Annotated in this window: 14 protein-coding genes and 1 other RNA gene; 6 read left to right on the forward strand and 9 right to left on the reverse strand. The window is 70.7% G+C overall.

Annotated features, from left to right (window positions below; genetic code table 11):
- Both GY24_RS09500 and GY24_RS09505 read left to right on the forward strand, forming a co-directional pair.
- Positions 1-2,224, forward strand: a 2,224-nt coding sequence (locus GY24_RS09500) for an ATP-binding protein (RefSeq protein WP_104475412.1), incomplete at its 5' end; no start/stop codon positions are given.
- A gap of 10 nt (positions 2,225-2,234) precedes the next feature.
- A complete protein-coding gene (locus tag GY24_RS09505) occupies positions 2,235-2,942 on the forward strand; it encodes a response regulator (protein WP_104475413.1) in 708 nt (235 codons plus the stop codon).
- Positions 2,943-2,960: 18 nt separating this feature from the next.
- On the opposite strand, the gene rnpB is transcribed toward GY24_RS09505, so the two are convergent.
- The 5 genes from rnpB to GY24_RS09530 form a co-directional block, all read right to left on the reverse strand.
- An RNA gene (gene rnpB / locus GY24_RS09510) (RNase P RNA component class A) lies at positions 2,961-3,336 on the reverse strand.
- A 41-nt stretch (positions 3,337-3,377) separates the two neighbouring features.
- Positions 3,378-4,124, reverse strand: coding sequence for a zinc ribbon domain-containing protein (locus GY24_RS09515; protein WP_104475414.1), 747 nt, complete (start codon positions 4,122-4,124; stop codon positions 3,378-3,380).
- Between the two features lie 55 nt (positions 4,125-4,179).
- Positions 4,180-5,010: a Nif3-like dinuclear metal center hexameric protein gene (locus GY24_RS09520; protein WP_104475415.1), complete on the reverse strand. Its 831-nt coding sequence runs from the start codon at positions 5,008-5,010 to the stop codon at positions 4,180-4,182.
- Positions 5,011-5,031: 21 nt separating this feature from the next.
- Positions 5,032-6,867: a lipase family protein gene (locus GY24_RS09525; protein WP_202972931.1), complete on the reverse strand. Its 1,836-nt coding sequence runs from the start codon at positions 6,865-6,867 to the stop codon at positions 5,032-5,034.
- Between the two features lie 19 nt (positions 6,868-6,886).
- Positions 6,887-7,360, reverse strand: a complete 474-nt coding sequence (locus tag GY24_RS09530) for a DUF2127 domain-containing protein (protein ID WP_104475416.1) — start codon at positions 7,358-7,360, stop codon at positions 6,887-6,889.
- Between the two features lie 76 nt (positions 7,361-7,436).
- On the opposite strand from GY24_RS09530, the gene GY24_RS09535 reads away from it, so the two are divergent.
- Positions 7,437-7,787: a hypothetical protein gene (locus GY24_RS09535; protein WP_083364040.1), complete on the forward strand. Its 351-nt coding sequence runs from the start codon at positions 7,437-7,439 to the stop codon at positions 7,785-7,787.
- Here GY24_RS09535 and GY24_RS09540 read toward each other — a convergent pair.
- The 3 genes from GY24_RS09540 to GY24_RS09550 all read right to left on the reverse strand — a co-directional run bounded on the left by GY24_RS09540 (position 7,784) and on the right by GY24_RS09550 (position 10,641).
- Positions 7,784-8,569 (reverse strand): SDR family oxidoreductase, encoded by a 786-nt coding sequence (locus tag GY24_RS09540; RefSeq protein ID WP_104475417.1) that lies wholly within the window; start codon positions 8,567-8,569, stop codon positions 7,784-7,786. The genes GY24_RS09535 and GY24_RS09540 overlap by 4 nt on opposite strands.
- A gap of 107 nt (positions 8,570-8,676) precedes the next feature.
- On the reverse strand, positions 8,677-9,357 hold the full coding sequence (locus GY24_RS09545; protein ID WP_104475418.1) for a response regulator transcription factor: 681 nt from the start codon (positions 9,355-9,357) through the stop codon (positions 8,677-8,679).
- A 9-nt stretch (positions 9,358-9,366) separates the two neighbouring features.
- Positions 9,367-10,641 (reverse strand): sensor histidine kinase, encoded by a 1,275-nt coding sequence (locus GY24_RS09550; RefSeq protein WP_161498717.1) that lies wholly within the window; start codon positions 10,639-10,641, stop codon positions 9,367-9,369.
- 180 nt (positions 10,642-10,821) lie between these two features.
- Here GY24_RS09550 and GY24_RS09555 point away from each other — a divergent pair, with 180 nt between their 5' ends.
- Positions 10,822-11,400: a DUF4352 domain-containing protein gene (locus GY24_RS09555; RefSeq protein ID WP_104475420.1), complete on the forward strand. Its 579-nt coding sequence runs from the start codon at positions 10,822-10,824 to the stop codon at positions 11,398-11,400.
- A 40-nt stretch (positions 11,401-11,440) separates the two neighbouring features.
- Here the strand turns inward: GY24_RS09555 and GY24_RS09560 are convergent, their stop codons facing one another.
- Positions 11,441-12,928: an MATE family efflux transporter gene (locus tag GY24_RS09560; RefSeq protein WP_104475421.1), complete on the reverse strand. Its 1,488-nt coding sequence runs from the start codon at positions 12,926-12,928 to the stop codon at positions 11,441-11,443.
- 921 nt (positions 12,929-13,849) lie between these two features.
- Between GY24_RS09560 and GY24_RS09565 the strand changes: the two genes are divergently transcribed.
- Complete coding sequence (locus GY24_RS09565) at positions 13,850-15,250, forward strand: HNH endonuclease signature motif containing protein (protein WP_104475422.1); 1,401 nt, start codon at positions 13,850-13,852, stop codon at positions 15,248-15,250.
- A gap of 127 nt (positions 15,251-15,377) precedes the next feature.
- Positions 15,378-17,768, forward strand: coding sequence for a glycoside hydrolase family 3 C-terminal domain-containing protein (locus GY24_RS09570; protein ID WP_104475423.1), 2,391 nt, complete (start codon positions 15,378-15,380; stop codon positions 17,766-17,768).
- Positions 17,769-18,657: the final 889 nt, after the last annotated feature.

The raw sequence follows: 18,657 nt of genomic DNA on the forward strand, positions 1-18,657 counted from the left end.
CGCCCACACCAACGCCCCCGGAGGCCGCAATGCCAAGCGCTGGCAGGACGTGGACGAGCTGCTGGAGGCGGGCATCGACGTCTACTCGACCGTCAACATCCAGCACATCGAGTCACTGAACGATGTCGTGCAGCAGATCACCGGCGTTCCGCAGCGGGAGACGATCCCGGATGCCGTGCTGCGCGGCGCCGACCAGATCGAGGTCATCGACCTCGCCCCGCAGGCCCTGCGGGACCGCCTGGCCGAGGGGCAGGTGTACCCGGCCACCCGCATCGACGCGGCGCTGTCCAACTACTTCCGGCTCGGCAACCTCACCGCGCTGCGCGAACTGGCCCTGCTCTGGCTGGCGGACGAGGTCGACAGCTCGCTGCAGAAGTACCGGGCCGAGCACGGCATCGACACCAAGTGGGAGGCCCGCGAGCGAGTCGTCGTGGCCCTGACCGGCGGGCCGGAGGGCGATGTGCTGCTGCGCCGCGGCGCCCGCATCGCCGCCCGCTCCGCCGGCGGCGAGCTGCTCGCCGTGCACGTGACCAGCCACGACGGCCTGCGCGCCGCCCACCCGGAGGCGCTGGCGCGCCAGCGGGCCCTCGTCGAGCAGCTCGGCGGCAGCTACCACCAGGTGATCGGCAGCGACGTGCCGACCGCGCTCGTCGACTTCGCCCGGGCCAGCAACGCCAGCCAGCTGGTGATCGGCGTGAGCCGGCGCGGCCGGCTGCTCGCCCTGCTCAGCGGCCCCGGCATCGGCCAGACGGTGATCCGCGAGTCCGGAGACATTGACGTGCACATCGTGGCCCACTCGCATGCCGGGCTGCGCTTCGCCCTCCCCCGGTTGACGGGCGGGATCACCCGGCGCCGCCGCGTGGCCGGCTTCGCGATCGCCCTCGTCGTCGGCCCGCTGCTGACCTGGCTGCTCTCGGCCACCAGCTCGATCGAGTCGATGGCCAGCGACGTGCTGGCTTTCCAACTGCTGGTTGTCGTCGTCGCCATGGTCGGCGGGTTCTGGCCGGCCATGTTCGCCGCCGTGCTCTCCGGGCTCAGCCTCGACTTCTTCTTCGTCGCGCCGCTGTACACGATCACCATCGCGCATCCGCTGCACCTGGTGGCCCTCGCCCTGTTCATGGTCGTCGCCGCCCTCGTCAGCCTTGTCGTCGACCAGGCGGCCAAGCGCAGCCGGATTGCCGCCCGCGCCGCCTCGGAGTCCGAGCTGCTCGCCACCATCGCCGGCGGGGTGCTGCGCGGGGAGGACGCGCTGCAGGCGCTCGTCTCGCGCACCAGGGAGGCTTTCGGCCTGAACGGGGTGCGGCTGCTGGCCGGCGAGGAGGTGCTCTACTCCGACGGGGAACCGGCCGACGCCGAGCACACGACGCTGCTGCCCGTCGGCGAGAGGGCGGTGCTCGAGCTCTCCGGCCGCGACCTGGAGGCGAGCGACCGCCGCCTGCTGGCCGTCATCGTGGTGCAGATCGAGGCCACCCTCGAGCACAACGCGCTCACCGCGACCGCGAACGAGATCGGCCCGCTGGCCGAGACGGACCGCGTCCGCAGCGCGCTGCTGGCCGCGGTCGGGCACGACCTGCGCCGGCCGCTCGCCGCCGCGACCGCCGCCGTGACCAGCCTGCAGTCGCACGGCATCTCGCTCAGCGAGGGTGACCGCGAGACGCTGCTGGCCACGGCCAGGGAGAGCCTGGACGCGCTCGCCGCGCTCGTCACCAACCTGCTCGACGTCAGCAGGGTGCAGGCCGGAGTGTTGGCCGTGACCCTCACCGATGTCGACATCGACGACCTCCTGCCGCCCGCCCTCGACGAGCTGGCGCTGCACCCGGGGGCGATCAGCATCGAGCTTCCCCTGGACCTGCCCGCCGTACGCGCCGACGAGGTGCTGTTGCAGCGCGTCATCGTCAACCTCATCGCCAACGCCGTGCGCTACTCCCCGGAGGGCAAGCCGCCGGCACTGTCGGCCAGCGAGTTCGGCGGGGCCGTGCAGTTGCGAGTCACCGACCACGGGCCCGGGGTGCCCTCCGAGCGCAAGGACGAGATGTTCGTGCCGTTCCAACGCCTCGGCGACACCGACAACCTGACCGGGATCGGACTCGGCCTGGCCCTGGCCAAGGGCTTCGTCGAGGGCATGGGCGGCACGCTGGAGGCCGACGACACCCCCGGCGGCGGCCTGACCCTGGTCGTCACCCTCCCGGCATCCGCCACCCCCACCGAGAACAGCGCAGAATGATGGCAGCCCTATGAAGATCCTCATCGCCGACGACGACCCGCAGATCCTGCGGGCGCTGCAGATCACCCTGTCCGCACACGGCTATGAGGTGGTCGTGGCCAGGGACGGCGCGGAGGCGATCGCCCTCGCGGCGGCGCAGCGCCCGGAGCTGCTGGTCGTCGACCTCGGGATGCCGCAGCTGACCGGCATCCAGGTGATCGAGGCCGTGCGCGGCTGGAGCTCCGCCCCCATCCTGGTGGTCTCCGGCCGCAGCGATTCCGCCGACAAGGTGGACGCCCTGGACGCCGGCGCCGACGACTACGTGACGAAGCCGTTCGCCGTGGACGAGCTGCTCGCGCGCATCAGGGCGCTGACTCGGCGCACGCCGACGGCCAGTGACGAGCCCGTCATCCGCTTCGGCAACATCACGGTGGACCTGGCGGCCCGCCAGGTGACCCGGCGGGTGTCAACGGGCTCGGCGGGCGACACCGACGAGATCGTGCGACTCACCCCGACCGAGTGGCAGGTGCTGGAGGTGCTCGTGCGCAACCCGCGCCGGCTGGTGAGCAGGCAGGTGCTGCTGACCGAGGTGTGGGGCCCGCAGTACACCAACGACACGGGCTACCTGCGGCTCTACCTCTCGCAGTTGCGGAAGAAGCTGGAGCCGACGCCGTCGGAGCCGCGCTACCTGCTGACCGAGTCGGGCATGGGCTACCGCTTCAACCCGGACGCGGGGTAGCCCGCGCAGAGGTGGGGGCGAATGGGCCGGCTATTACGCCGGGTTCTGTCCCCGCCGCACCGAGGCGCGGCGCTGGACGGCCATCTATCTCGGGACTACGTTGCCGCAGCCCTCTAGCGGTCTACCCGAGAACGCGACGAGCAGCCGCATCGTTCTCTGTCTGACCTTGCTCCGGACGAGGTTTACCGAGCAGATCAGGTCACCCTGATCCCTGGTGGTCTCTTACACCACCGTTTCACCCTTACCGCGGGCCGAAGCCCGAGGCGGTCTGTTTTCTGTGGCACTGTCTCGCGGGTTGCCCCGGGTGGGCGTTACCCACCGTCCTGCTCTACGGAGCCCGGACGTTCCTCGGCACGGGGCCGAAACCCCGTGACGCGACCGTCTTGCCGACCCATTCGCACCTCCAGCCTATCGCGGCTGGAGGTGGGCTCCCGACTAGCTGAGCGGGATGCCGGACTCGTCGGTGCGGATCAGGATGCGGTCGCACTCCGGGCAGAACAGCACGTCGTCCCAGGCCGCCTGGCGCACGGTCTCGAGGTCGGCGCCGGTCAGGGTCATGTTGCAGCCGTGGCAGGTGCGTGCGCGCAGCAGGGCCGCGCCGATGCCGCCGCCGAGGGTGCGGCGCTTCTCGTAGAGGGCCAGCAGCTCCTCGCTGACGGTCTTCGCGACGGCGGCGCGGTCGCGCTCGGTGTCGGCCTGCTGGGCGGTCAGCTCGACGGCGGCGCGGTCGCGCTCCTGCTCGAGCACGCTCACCTGGTCGAGGACGGCATCACGCTCGGCGAGGATGGCGGCCAGGGCGGCCTCCTTCTCCTCGACGCGCTCCATCACCGTGAGCTCGATCTCCTCGAGGTCGTTCTTGCGCTTGGCCAGCGACGCCAGCTCGGCCTCGAGGGCCTGGATGTCCTTGACGGAGGCACTGGCCTGCAGCCGGTCGGAGTCGCGCTTGATGCGCGCCTCGACGACGGTGGCATCCGACTCGAGCCGGCCGAGCTCGGTGCGCGCGTCGTCGACCTCGCCGGTGGCGATCGCGAAGCGGCGGCGCACCTCGTCGAGGGTCTTGCCGAGTTCGGCGAGGGCGGCCTGCTGCGGCAGATTCTTCAGCTGGTGGGCGATCTGCTGCAGTCGGGTGTCAACTGCCTGCAGGCGCAGCAGGTTCTTCTGTTCCGCTTCGGGTGCCTTCACGTGTTTCTCCTCATGGTGCTGCGTAGGTGGTGCTGCGTAGGTGTGTGCTTGTGCATCACTGCGTGATGACGAAGTTCCAGGGGTCGGTGTTGAGCTCGCTCACGAGCACCTCGACGCCGGGCAGTGCCAGGCGCAGCTGCGCCGCCGCCGACTCCAGCCAGAGCCATTCGCTGGCCCAGTGCGAGACGTCGATGAGCGCCGGCCCGCCGCCGAGGCGGGCCTGTTCGCGGGCCTCGGACGCCGGGTGGTGGCGCAGGTCGCTGGTGATGTAGACATCGGATGCCAGCACGGCCGGGCGGGCGAGGAGCGAGTCCCCTGCCCCGCCGCAGAGCGCGATGGCCTGCACCGGGGCGTCGTACTCGCCGGAGACGCGCACCCCGCCGGCGGTCGCCGGCAACAGCTCGGCCACGGCGCGGGCCAGCCGGCCGAGCGTGGTCGGCTCGGGCAGGGAACCGACACGGCCGATGCCGACGCGCGGGTCGATGGTGCCACCAGCGCCCGGGTCGATGGCGACGGCATCCACGAGCCCCAGCCGCCGGGCGATGACGTCCGAGACGCCGTCGATGACGACATCCGCGTTCGTGTGCGCGGTGAGCAGGGCGCAGTCGGCCTTGATCAGGCGTCGCAGCAGCGAACCCTTGTAGCGGTCCTCTGCGACGCTGGTAACCCCGCGGAGCAGCAGCGGATGGTGCGCGATCAGCAGATCGGCGCCCAGCTCGATGGCCTCGTCGACGGTGTCGGAGACGGCGTCCACGGCGAACACGATCCGTGTGATCGGCGCCTGGACGTCACCGCTGACCAGACCGGGGGCGTCCCACGGTTCTGCGCCGTCGAGCGGCCACAGTTCGTGGGCTACCCGGATAACGTCGGCAAGAGTGGTTGTCACCCGTCCAGCCTACCGGTGCCCTCACCGGGCCGCTTCAGCCTCCGCGCAATTGGGGGTGGCCGGTTCTCCCGAGAAACGATCCTGCGTCCAGGAGAGGAGGTCACCGATCAGCGGCGAGCCGGGGCCGACGATGCCCATGTGGTCGAGGCCGGCATACTCCCGGTACTCCAGCTCCTGGCCGCTCGCGCAGCGCTCGGCCAGGTAGGCGCGCTGCATGGCCGGGTCGACCAGGGGGTCTGCTCCGCCCTGGCCGACGAAGAGCGGGGAGCGGATGTCGCCGCGCGGCGTGTTGGCGCGGAGCCGCTCGCCGAGCGCGCCCTGCGTGGGGTCGCTGCGGAAGATGCTCATGTCCTGGTCGATGGAGAGGGCGGCGAGCACCGAGACGAGCACGCCCGGCGCGGACAGGCAGCGGGTCGACATCTCGCGCACGAGCGTGCGGGCAGAGGGCTCGAGGTACTCGACGCGGGTGACGTCCGGGTAGTGCGCGAAGTAGGCCTCGGCGACGAAGGAGGCGAAGACGCTGCCCCCGGTCACGGACGGCAGGTGGTTGACGAGCCCGATGGTGTCGCTGGCCGGGGCGAGCGCGGCCACGCCGGCGATGTCGAGCTCCGGCGCGTAGCTCTCGGCCAGCTGCCCGGCCCAGAGGGAGGCGTGCCCGCCCTGGGAGTGGCCCCAGATCGTGGTCCGGCCGCTCAGCGCGATCTCCTCCATCTGGCTGGCGGCGCGCACGGAGTCCAGCACGGAGCGGCCCTCTCCCCCGCCGACGAGGTAGGGCTGGGCGCCGGCCGTGCCGAGGCCGGCGTAGTCGGTGGCGATGAGCGACCAGCCCGCGTCGAGGATCTGCTCGAGGGCGGGCAGGGCGCCGGCCCCGATCGGGTCGGCCAGCAGCGACGGCGCGCAGTGCGTGGCGTAGCCGGTGGTGCCGTGCGCCCAGGCGATCGCATCACGCGGCGCGTCCGTGCCGGTGGCCGAGGTGAGCACGATGCCGCTGGCCAGGGTGGGCGCGCCCGTGTCCGTGGTCGTCGTGTACAGGATCCGCCAGGCCACGGCCGAGTCGGGGATGCCCCGCTCGAACGGCTCGACGCGCAGCAGCTCGCCCGGTTCGCCGGAGAGCTCGCCCGGCGCGGTGTAGAAGGCGTCAGAGTGGGCGGCGCCCGGCTGGATCGTCCAGGTCAGGGCGCTGGCGCCGAGGGCGAGGATGACGGCGCCGATCGCGCCGCCCAGGCGCGCCCAGCGCCGGAGCAGGCTGGGCGTGGCGCCCGCGTCATCCGCCGGGCGCTCGCCGAACCAGATCAGCACGGCCGACCAGATGGTCGCCGTTCCGAAGATGACGGTGCGCGCGCCGAACAGCACGGCGACGACGAGCAGGGTGACGTCCGGCCAGAACAGGGCGAGCACGCCGAACGCGATGTCGGCGAGGCCGAACAGCAGTGCCGCGGCGCGCTGGTCGGCGCTGCCGCGCATGACGCCGGCGGTGCTCACCACTCCGGTGGCGATCAGCACGACGGCCAGGAAGACCGGCAGCACGTCGATGGCGAGCCCGAGCCAGACCAGGACGATGAGGCCGGCGGCGATCCAGGCGCTGCCGAGCAGGCGGGTCAGGCGGGGCGTGGCGTCCCGGCCGGCGGTGAGCAGGTCGGCGAGGCCGGAGACGATGAAGCTCAGGCCGACGTACACCCCGAGCGTCGCCAGCGAGCTGAGCGGGCGCAGGATGATGAGCGCGCCGAACACGACGCAGGCGAGGCCGACGAGCAGCAGCACCCACCACGGGGCGCGGGCGACGAGCCGCGGGAGCGCCCTCGTGCGGTCGGCGCGAAGGGGGGTTTCGGGGAGAATCTGTGGTTCGCTGTGTTGCACTCAGCAATAGTGCCGCATCTCAGCGGGTCTTGCTCCGCCATTCCCGCCAGACCAACCAGATGATGACGGCATCCAACAGGAACAACAGCCCGGTGCCGAGCGTGGGTGCCTCGAGCAGGACGACGAGCTGGTAGAGCGCGAACAGCCCGAGGATCAGCAGCGCCGGGCGGTAGACCCAGCGGTAGTCGCGCAGCAGGCAGTAGACGAGGGCCAGCTTCACGATGCCGTGCGAGAGCAGGAAGACAATCACGGCGACGTGCGCGCCGGAGGCGAGATCGGAGGCGAGCCGCCCGGCCCAGTGTTCGACGAGCCGGTCGGCGGCCGAGTCGTTGTCGGGCGTGTTGGCCACGGTGGCGGCGAGGGAGCGCAGCACCTCGGGGGCGAGCCAGAGCAGCAGGCCGGTGAGCAACTCTACGAGGCCGTCGATGCCCTTCAGCGCGAGGCCGATGCGGAAGCCCAGCCCCCGCGCCCGTCCGGCCCGCTCGGCATCCATGGCGCCATGCTAGCCGCACCGGAGTCTGCTTAACTTGGAGGCGAACGGCCGATCTCCCGGCCGTGGAGGGAGAACCATGATTTCCAGCGACACCACCGAGGCGCTGGTCGCCGCTCTGCGCGGCACCGGCGGGCGCACCATCCCCGAGGTGCTCGCCGTGCTGGCCTCCCTCGGCGTGGACGTCGAAGGAGAGAACGCCATGTTGTTCGGGGAGTACGTGGTGGCGTGGTTGGGCATGAGCGCGGATGCCACGGCAGCCCTCAACGCGCTCGTCGCGGACGAGCGCGTTGAGGTGCTGCCGAGCAGCGAGGCGGCCTACCTCGCCGTCGGCTACGAGGCCCCGTTCCCCGCGATCACCGCCGCGGAGCTGTCGCAGCGTTTCGATGAGCCGCGTTGGTTGCCGACCGAGCTCATCGTGCGACGCTAGCTCCAGATGTCGTTGCCGCGGATGCTGGCATCCGCACCGCCGTCGACGTAGATGGTCTGGCCGGTGACGTGCGTGTTCTCCTCGCTGGTGAGCCAGGCGAGCAGACCGGCGATGACGACCGGCTCCGAGTGGTAGTTGAGCGGCATCGGCACGTTGGCGTCGACCATCGCGACACTCTCCGGCGTCTCCAGCAGCATCTTGGTCATGGCGGTGAGCACCGTGCCGGGGGCGACGGCGTTCAGCGGGATGTGCGCGCCGGCCCAGGTCGGGGTGATCGACTCCCGGCGCACCCAGCGGCTGACCGCGCGCTTGCTGGACGGGTAGTTGAGGTACCCGATCTTCGGGCCCTGGTCGGCGAGGGCGCCGCCGACCTCGAGGGCTTTCGCCTCGTCGCCGGCGAGCAGGGCGTCGACGAGCTCGACCGAGTTCGGCTGCAGGGTGGCCATCGAGCTGACGACTGCGGCACGCGGGGCGGCCGACTTCGCGAGGGTCGGGGCCAGCGCCTCGAGGAACTCGGTGACGCCGAAGTAGTTGACGGCGACGGTCAGCGGGATGGGCGCCGAGATGCCGGCCGCGGCCACGACGGCGTCGATCTGGCCGTCTGCTGCGTCAATGGCGCCCTGCGCGGCGGCCTGGCGGCCGGCAGGGGTCGAGAGGTCTGCGATCACCTCGGCGTCGCGCATGTCGACGCCGATCACCCGGAAGCCGCGCTCCCGCAAGAGCTCGGCCGTGGCGGCGCCGATTCCCGATGCTGAACCTGTTACAACGTATGTGCGTGTCATGCGGCAAAACTACGACCGAATACTGAGAGCCGCTCTCGGTCGATGCTGCTACAAATTGACCTGTGAGGCCTTCGCCGGCGCGGAAACCCGGCGCCTGGGCCTGTGGGTCAGGCCACCCCGGACCGTGCCACGATGACGGCGAGCTGGGTGCGGTTTCGGATCCCCCACTTGGTCTTGATCGCCGAGAGCGCCGATTTGACGGTCGTCTCGGCCACGAAGAACTGGGCGGCGAGTTCGGCGTCGCTCGCTCCGGTGACGAGGGCCCGGGCGAAATCGAGTTCGCGGTCGGTGAGCAGGGCGAGCTTCTCGAGGGCGTCGCGACGCGCGTCGGCGCTGTGCGAGTCCTGCACCCAGTGGGTGAGCTGGCGCGCGGCCCGCGGCGAGAAGGCGGCGTCGCCGGCCGCGACGTGCCGGACGGCGTCGATGATGCGCCTCGGGTCCTCGTCCTTGAGCAGGAATCCGACGGCGCCGGCGGCGACGGCCTCCAGCACCTGCCCGTCCTCATCGAAGGCCGTCATCATCAGGACCCGCGGAGCCCCTGGCTGTCCGTGCGGCACGGAGCGCACCACCGCCACGCCGTCCATTCCCGGCATCCGCACGTCACAGAGAATGACGTCTGGCGTCAGGCTGCGGATCGCGTGTGCCACCTGGTCACCGTCGCTGCAGCGGCCGACCACCAGGAGGTCATCGGCCGTGCCGAGCAGCGCGGTGATGCCGGCGGCGGCCAGGGCGTCGTCGTCGACGACGAGAACGCGGGTGGGGCTGGTGGGGTGATCCGAGCGTGGCACCGCGCCAGTCTAGCGACGGTGCCACGGCAGCCAGGCGACGACCGCGAAGGCGCCTTCCGGCGTCGGGCCGGCCTGAAACGCGCCCCCGACGATGGCCACGCGTTCGCGCATGCCGATCAGCCCGTTGCCGCCGCCGGTTGAGGCCGGCGCTGTCTCGGGCATCAGCCAGTTGACGGTGCGGAGGGTGAGGCCCGTCTCCGGCCCGCCGCGCAGGTCGATCGAGAGTGAGGCCCCCGGCGCGTGGCGACGCACGTTCGAGATGGCCTCCTGCACGATCCGGTAGCAGGCGTGCGCGATCTCCGGGTCGCAGGATGCCGCGTCTGCGATGAACAGCTGAGTGCGGATGTCGGTGCCCTCCGCCGCCGCAGCGTCGACGAGGGTGCCGATATCGAGCAGTCCGTTTCTGACACCCATCCGTAGTTCCGGGTTGCGCAGCACGCGGACGACGTTGCGGAGATCGTCCAAGGAGTGCTGGGCCGACTCCCGCACCGCCCGCGCCGCGGCGGAGGCCTTCTCGTCGGTCTCTCCCACCTGGAGCTCGAGGGCGCCGGCGTGCAGGGAGACGGAGCTCAGGCGGGCGGCCAGCGTGTCGTGGAGCTCACGGGCGATCCCCTGCCGCTCGCGTTCGATCGAGACCTCCTGGTGCAGCGCGGCGATGTTGCGGGCGGCGGTCACATTGCCCATCCGCGCCGCATCCCGCTCGGCCCGCACCTGCCGGGAGAAGCCGAATGCCGCGAATGGGGCGACGGCCAGCGCGGCGACAACGGGGACCACCCAGATCAGGGCCTGCCTGGCCGGCGTCCCCGCCTCGCTCCCGCCCACGAACAGTGCGAGGAAGGAGGTGCGGGAGCCGACATCCCAGTAGAAGGAGACCATCGTTGCGGCGTAGGTCGCGCCGACCAGCGCCCAGCGCACTCGCCCACTCCGGGCGGCGGTCACAGCGGCCAGCGCGATGAGGGCCGGGAGCGGCGTGGTCGGGATGATCAGCGTGAGGGCCGTCGCGAGGCCGGAAACCACGGTGGGGATGCGATGCCGCCAGACGAGCAGCACGCTCACCGCGAGCATCGGGAACGCCCCGACCATCGCCAGCACCTGCACGGGCGGCGCGAACGTGCTCTCGCCGGCACCGTGGGTGCCGGCCGCGGCCAAGGCCATGAAAGCGCACAGCACGGCGAGGGCGATCGACCCGGCGAGCGACCAGGCTCGGCGGGCACGAGAGGGCTGCACGGCTGGGGTGACGGATGACGCCCAGCCGTCAGCCTGCAGGGGCGGTGCAGCGGTCATGTATCGATCGTATGGGGCAGCACTGACGCCGCCCGACCGCCTTTTGTGCGGATTGCGGGGCAGGCGTTCCATCCTTTCGGTCGGCGCGCACGGCCGGAAACGAGGTGACGGCCCTGGACCCGCCCGTGGTGATCTGGATGTGGCCGATCGGCCCCCTTTCGCACCTATCAGGAGGCATCCGTGTTCTCACGCTTCATCTACCGTCGTTCCGCACTCGTCGCCGGGGCGGCGCTTGTCGTCACCGCGGCGCTCACCGGCTGCAGCGCCGGCGCCTCGAACGGCGGCAACTCGACCGTCGGCGACTCGTCCGGCAGCGCCGCCGTCGAGGAGGCGCCGGCGGAGGCAGTGGCGGCGCCGGAGACGCCGGGACTGAACGTGCCGGTCACCGTCGGCGCCTTCGAGTTCACCGCCCTGTCGGCTGCCGACGCGGGCACCACGGTCGGCGCCGAGCCGTTCACGCAGACGGCTCAGGGAACCTACTACCAGCTGGACCTCAAGATCATGAACGTCGGTAACGATTCGCAGACCTTCATCGTGAACTACGTCACGCTCGAGGATGCCGAGGGCAAGAGCTACGACGCCGACTCCAGCGCCTCCCTCTACGCCGGCGGCGACGCCCAGACCTGGCTGTCTGCGATCAACCCCGGCAACGCTGTCCAGGGCCCGATCCTGTTCGACATCCCGGCCGGCGTGACGCCGGTGAAGCTGCACGTGAGCGACAACATGTTCACGGACGGCACGGCAATCCAGCTCGGCTAACGCCCACAGCGTGACCGGGTCAGCTCCTGCGCTGCCCCGGTCAGTGCGTCGGCGTGGAGACCCCGGTCCGGGCGTCGCGGTCGGCGAGGCGCTGCACCGGCACCGCTCCCGTCACCACGGCATCGACGCTCATCGAGCCGTCGACCGGGCCGATGATGGCGATCGGCGTGGTCGGGGTCGGGGCCAGCGGCTCGACCGGCATCGCGGCGAGCCGGCGGCGCTCCCGCAGGTACGCCGGGATGAGCAGCGCGATCGCGCCGAACCAGGCGAGCGGGTTGCTCCACACCACACCGGCGAACCCGAAGAGCGAGCCGAGGACGATGGCCGCCCCGACGCGCATGGCGAGCTCGATGACCCCGGTGAGCGTCGGAACCGCGGTGAGGCCGAGGCCCTGCAGCGCACCGCGCAGCACGAACAGAACACCCAACGAGGTGTACGTGAAGCCGCCGACGGCGAGCATGTATGCGGCATCCGCGACCACCGCGTCGGAGCCGTCACCGACGAAGAGGCGCACCATCTGCTCGCCGAACAGGATGAGCAGGGCGCCGACGACGATCGCGGTGCCGATCGCCATCCACACGGCCTGAGCCACCCCGCGCCGGATCCGATCGGGCCGGCGCCCGCCGAGGTTCTGAGCGGCGAACATGGATGCCGCCAGGCCGAGCGAGGAGAGCAGCGCCACCGCGATCGACTCGACGCGGGAGGCCGTCGTGTACGCGGCCACCGCCTCGGTGCCGAGCCCGTTCAGCGCCACCTGCACGGTGAGCGTTCCGATGGCGATGATCGATGCCTGGAAACCCATCGGCAGGCCCACCCGCAGGTGCTCGGCGACCGCGGCCCGCGGCACTCGCCAATCGGCGCGGCGCAGGTGCAGAACGGGGAGCCGTCGGCGGACGTAGTCGAGGCAGAGCGCGACGGACACCGCCTGCGCGACGACCGTGGCCAGTGCAGCCCCGGCGACACCCCAACCCAGCGGCCCGACCATCAGCACGACGAGGCCGACGTTCAGCACACAGGCGAGCACCAGGAACAGCAGCGGGGTGCGCGAGTCTCCGATCGCGCGGATGACGGCGGAGAGGAAGTTGAAGAACATGACGGCCGATGCCCCGAGGAAGCTGACCTGGGTGAACACCGTCGCCTCATCGAGCAGTTCCTCGGGGGTCTGCAGCAACTGGAGCGCCGGCCCGGCGATGAGCGGTGCCCCGACGGTCAGCACAATGCTGATGGCGCCGGTGAGCAGCGTGCCCGTCGCGACCGAGCGTCGCACGGCGTCGACGTCTCCCGCGCCGAACGCCTGCGCCGTCGGGATCGCGAACCCGGAGGTCACACCCCAGGCGAAACCGAGCAGCAGGAACAGGAGGGAGCCGGTCGCTCCGACCGCGGCGAGCGAGTCGACGCCGAGCCAGCGGCCGACGACGATCGCGTCCGCAACCTGGTAGAGCTGCTGCACGATGTTGCCGATCAGCAACGGCACAGCGAACACGAGAATGACCCGCCAGGGCGCGCCGGTAGTGAGGGATCTTGACATGGGTACTCGCACAGAAAGTGATGGCGGTCGGATGGACGGCTCGCGCCGCCCGCAATCCTAGCAATCCGCCCGTCTCGGAGGCCGTAGCGAGAACGGGAGGAAACCTCGTCGCCGTTTGCGGCCTCCCCCACCACCGTTCGAGTCCCAACCGGATGCCGCAGACCGCCGTTTCTACCGTGCTGCCGGATGCCGGCGCGGTCGTTCGTCGTCCGCTCCCGGGCTTCGGGGGCTGCGCTGCTCCTTCGTCGCGGCGCGGCCCCCTCCAGCCGACGTGCGGAGGCCGGCCGCGGCAGGCTGCCAGCCTCCACCCCGTTGGTCGAGTAGGCGCGCCAGCGCCCGAAGCCACGATCGCCCGCACCTGCTCGCGCCGGAGAACTCGCGTCGACCGATGCCGGCGCGGTCGTTCGTTGTCCGCTCCAGGGCTTCGGGGGCTGCGCTGCTCGTTCCTCGCGGCGCGGCCCCCTCCAGCCGACGTGCGGAGGCCGGCCGCGGCAGGCTGCCGTTTCCCGCCTCCGCGGGCCCTGGGCTGCTCCAGCTCGAGCATGCGCAGCCCACGCGGCGGACGAACGGGACACGTCTCGCACCTTCCCGTTGGTCGAGTAGGCGCGCCAGCGCCGTATCGAGACCCGGCGCCCCAATCTCGCCAACCTGCCCTCGCTCTCCTCCGCCCCACTGGTCCCCACGTCGGCCGAGCGCCCCTCCCCATGTCGGCCGGACGTCGCTCCCCACGTCGGCGGAGCGCCCCTCCCCACGTCGGCTGAGCGAGGAACGAGCGAAGCCCCGGAGCCAACCCGCAACACTGGCCCGCGCCGGACGCCCGAAGGTCACAATCAGGTAACGACGGCCGAAACTGTCCACAATTGCCCAGATTCGGGCCTGTTTTCGGCTTGGAATGTCAGAGGTCGGTGAGACGCTTCAGTCATGGAAACGCAGCCGACGCAGGCCCCAGGAACCGGGTCCGACCCGGTGCTGGACGCGGACCTAGCCGAGCTCTCATCGGGCGCGTCGCTGGAGTGTTTCGTGCAGGCCGAGCGCTATCGGCGCATCGATTCCGCCGTGCGCCGGGCGGTGGCGATCGCCGACCCGCTGGGCGGACGCCCGTCCTTGGACGAGCAGTTCGCGAGGCGAAGCATCACCGCCGAGCTCGCCCTGGTCCTCCGGGTGCACGAGCGCACCATGGTCGGCCTCATCTACGAGGCCGGCCAGCTCTGCGGAACCTTCACCAACACCCTGGCCGAACTCTCCGCCGGCACCATCACCGGGCGGCACGCCCGCGAGATCCTCGCCGCAGCCGTCTTCCTTCCCCCGGCCCTGCACGCCGGCTTCGAGCGGGAGGCGCTTGGCAAGGCCCGCACCATGAACGTGTCCGCGTTCCACCGGGCCGTGGCCCGCCTTCGCGACCGGCTGCACCCGGACGCCCTCGCCGAGCGCGCGGCCCGGTCGAGGGCGGACCGGCGGCTGGTGTTTGAACCCGACGCCGACGGGATGGCCTGGCTGCACCTCTACCTCGAGGCGGAGAAAGCGCTGGCCATCAGCACCCGGGTGGGCGACCTCGCCACGGAGGCGCAGAAGGAGGCCGCCGAAGCCGCCGATCACGTGGATCTGGAAACGGGAGAAGCGGCGGCCGGCATCCTGAGTGCGGGCACGCACGCCCAACTCGAGGCGGACATCGCCGCCGAGCTGCTGCTCGGCCTGCCCGCTGGCTCACCCGACGGCGAGAGCAGCCACATCCCGACACTCGCGTTCGCCCGCCCCGAGGTCTTCGTCGCCGTCCCGAAGATCACGATTGGCATCGACACGCTGATCGGCGCCTCGGAGGAGCCGGCCGAGCTCCACGGCTACGGCCCCATCGACGCAGACACCGCCCGGCGACTCGTCGCCCAGGCGCCGACCCTGCACCGCATCCTCACCGACCCGCTCGACGGCACCCCGCTCCAGCTCGACCCCACCCAGTACCGGCTGAGCGCCTCCCTGCGGCGCTGGATCCTGTACCGGGACGAGACGTGCCGGTTCCCCGGCTGCACGCGGAAGGCGGAGCGCTCCGAGACCGACCACACCCGGGCCTGGGAGAACGGCGGGCTGACCGTCGAGGCCAATCTGGCGGTGTTGTGCAAGAAGCATCACCGGCTCAAGCACAACTCCCGCTGGCGGGTCGAGCAGACCGGAAACGGGAACCTGAGCTGGACCTCCCCGAGCGGCCGCGAGTACACGACGACACCGTCTCGGATGCAGCACGCCCCACCGAAGTCTCCGATGGTTTCGACAGGCTCATCCGTCGAAATCGAACCGCCACTACTATTCAACGACGCCTCACCGTTCTAGCTTGACGCGCCTCCCCCGCAAGCCAGGAGCGCAGGCACCGCAAACCCACATGCCAAGTGACGTTCGGGTTTGACATAGTAGGACGACACTGCTGCCAAAAATTCGGCACTCCCACCAGGAAAGAGCAATGACCACACCGCACTCCGGCAGCGCTGCCACACTCGTGTCCCAGCTCACCCTCGACGAGAAGCTCCTGCTTCTCTCAGGCGCAAACATGTGGTCGACGGAGACGGTGGGCGCGATTCCCTCGACGTTCCTCGCGAATGGCCCGAACGGTGTCGGCAAGCAGGCCTCCGAAGCCGACCACGTCGGCGGTGGCGAGATGCTGCCAGCGACCTGCTTCCCCTCGCCCTCCGTGCTCGCATCCTCCTGGGACGTGGCGTTCGTCGAGGAGGTCGGGGTGGCACTCGGTCGCGAATCCCGCTCGAAGGATGTCGGCGTGCTGCTCGGGCCCGGTCTCAACATCAAGCGCCACCCCGGGGGCGGGCGTGTTTTCGAGTACTTCTCCGAAGACCCTCACCTGTCGGGCAAGATCGCCGCCGCGCTCGTGCGCGGAGTGCAGTCGCAGGGCGTCGGCTCCTCGATCAAGCACTTCGCCGGCAACAACCAGGAGACCTTCCGGATGCGGCTGGACTCCGTCATCGACGAGCGCACGCTGCGCGAGATCTACCTCACCGGTTTCGAGATCGCGGTGCGGGAGTCGGACCCGTGGACGGTCATGACCTCGTACAACCTGGTCAACGGCGAGCACCCCGGCGAGTCGCAGCGGCTCCTCGCGCAGATCCTCCGCGAGGAGTGGGGCTTCTCCGGTCTCGTCATGAGCGACTGGTTCGCCGTCTCCGACCGCCCGGCCGGCATCCGCGCGGGTCTCGACCTCGAGATGCCGGGCAACAACGGAATCTGGACCGGGCGCGTCAAGAAGGCCATCGCCGAGGGCACCCTCACCCTTGCCGAGGTGGATGCCGCAGCCGCCCGCGTTGCCCGGCTCGCCCTGCGCGCCGCCGCGGCAGCAGCCGGCCCCGCCGTTTCGGCCGACCTCGACGCCCACCACGCCCTCGCACGCCGCGCCGCGGCCGCCGGCACCGTCCTGCTCCGCAACGACGGCATCTTGCCGCTCCGCGCCGAGGGCACGATCGCGATCATCGGCGCCGCTGCCGAGACCCCCCGCTACCAGGGTGTCGGGAGCGCGCATGTCAACGCCATCACGGTCGAGACTGTGCTCGACGCGCTGCACGGTCGTCTCGGCACGAGCGCCGAGTTCACCTTCGCTCGCGGCTACGACGCCACCTCCGGCGCCGTCAGCGCGGAGGACTCCGCCGCAGCGCAAGAGGCCGCCGAGGCCGCCGACGTCGCCGTCCTCCTCCTCGCCATCCCGGCGGGCAAGGAAGCAGAGGGCATCGACCGCGAGAACCTCGTCTTCCCGCCAGCCATGAACGAGCTGGTACGCACCGTGACGGCGGCGAACCCGCGAACCGTCGTCGTGCTCGTCAACGGCGCTCCCCTGGAGCTGCCGTGGGCGGATGCCCCCGCCGCGCTGCTGGAGGCCTATCTGGGCGGCCAGGCGGCCGGGCCCGCGATCGTCGACGTGCTCTTCGGTGATGCGGAGCCCGGCGGGCGGCTCGGCGAGAGCTTCCCCGTCGCGGCAGCCGACCTCCCGGCGTCCGCACACTTCCCGACGACGAGCCCCACGCAGGTGCAGTACCGCGAGAACATCTACGTCGGCTACCGCTTCCACGACTCGTTCGGGATCGCCCCGCGCTTCCCGTTCGGGCACGGCCTCGGTTACACCAGCTTCGAGTACGGGGCGTTGGAGGTCTCCGGCGAGGGCGTCAACCTGGCCATCACCGTCCCCGTGACGAACACGGGCGAGCGCGCCGGCTCCGAGGTCGTGCAGCTCTATGTGCACGCAAGAGACTCCGTGGTGCACCGGCCAGAGCAGGAGCTCAAGGCGTTCGCCAAGGTGCACCTCGAACCCAACGAGACCCGGCGCGTGACCCTGGCATTGGGGCACCGTGCGTTCGCCATCTATGACGTCGCGCGCTCCTCGTGGGCGGCGGAGAGCGGCGACTACGAGATCCGTGTCGGCTCCTCCTCGCGCGACATCCGCAGCTCCACGATCGTGCTGCTCGCCACCGGCGACGCCGTGACCCCCGTCGAGCGGCCCCAGTCTGCGGTGGCCAGCGCCGCCGAGTTCGCGCGGCTCCTCGGAGGCCCGGTTCCCCCGGCCGCGGGGCTCGTGCCGTACAGCATCAACTCCCCCATCGACGACCTGCGCACGACGTGGTTGGGGCGCCGCCTGCATGGCGCGCTGCTCGGCGTCATCACGAAGAAACTGCCAGCGGGCGGCGACGACGACACGCAGGCGATGATCACGGCCGTCGTCGGCGGCATGCCGCTGCGCACCCTCGTCGCGAACTCCGACGGCAAGCTCAGCCTCGACACGATGGACCGCATCGTGCGCGTGCTGAACGCCGCGTCGCCGGAGGCCCGGCGCGCCCGCCGTGCGGCCAAGGCATAGCCGGCCGACAACGCCCGGAAACAGAAAAAACCCCCGTGAGAGCGGGGGTTTTTCAATGTGGGCACTACCGGGCTCGAACCGATGACATCCACGGTGTAAATGTGCCTGTAGCCATAGGCAGAGCAAGACTCCGAAAGATTCCGCTGTTTCTTCGCGACCGTTGATTTGCGGGCTCTGCAGTAACACGCGGGTCTTGGCAGAGCTGTCGGCACCGCGGGCCCCGATCGATTTGGCGGCAAACTATGGGATCCCCCAAGGAACTCACGACGCCGAGGAAAGGGCCTGGCGGATGACGCCTCTGCCCAGCTCTCAGTTGCTCCGGCGCAAGGCAGTGGCGTACCTGCTCGAACACTTCGGCGGCACCTGCGAGATCTGCGGAGCGACGGTCGACGGGGCGCTCAGGAGCCTCATCCAGCAGCATCGCAGATAGCCCATGTTCGGCCTCGTTCGGAGGGTGGCGATGACGTCTGGGGGAACGTTCGAATCCTCCACAACTCGTTCAACTCGGAACGCGGTCTGGGCCGGCTACCGGTTCCCAAAGACTAGGCTGTTCGGCTGATGGCTCCCCGCATCGCCTATCGAGAGAGGCTGCTCGCCCCTGCAGAGCTCTACGCGATGGGGATGAATCACGCGCAGCACATGGCGGCGTCCTTCAGCTGCAGATGGCTGCACTCACTCCCAATGATGGGCGTCTCGCTGCAGCCCCGACGAAATGAATTCAGGTCAAAGCCTGAGGAGGGTGCAGTGCGGCGGACTCCGCATGGCTCAGACTCAAGCGAGAGATAGACGCCGCAACGTCCTCTGAATAGGCGCAGTCGCCGATGGCGCCGGAGAACCTGTCGCATGGGTGCGTCTTCGCCTGCCGGTGATTCGGGTCAATTCGAAGTTG

Source organism: Microterricola pindariensis (genome assembly GCF_002936985.1).
Taxonomy (GTDB): domain Bacteria; phylum Actinomycetota; class Actinomycetes; order Actinomycetales; family Microbacteriaceae; genus Microterricola; species Microterricola pindariensis.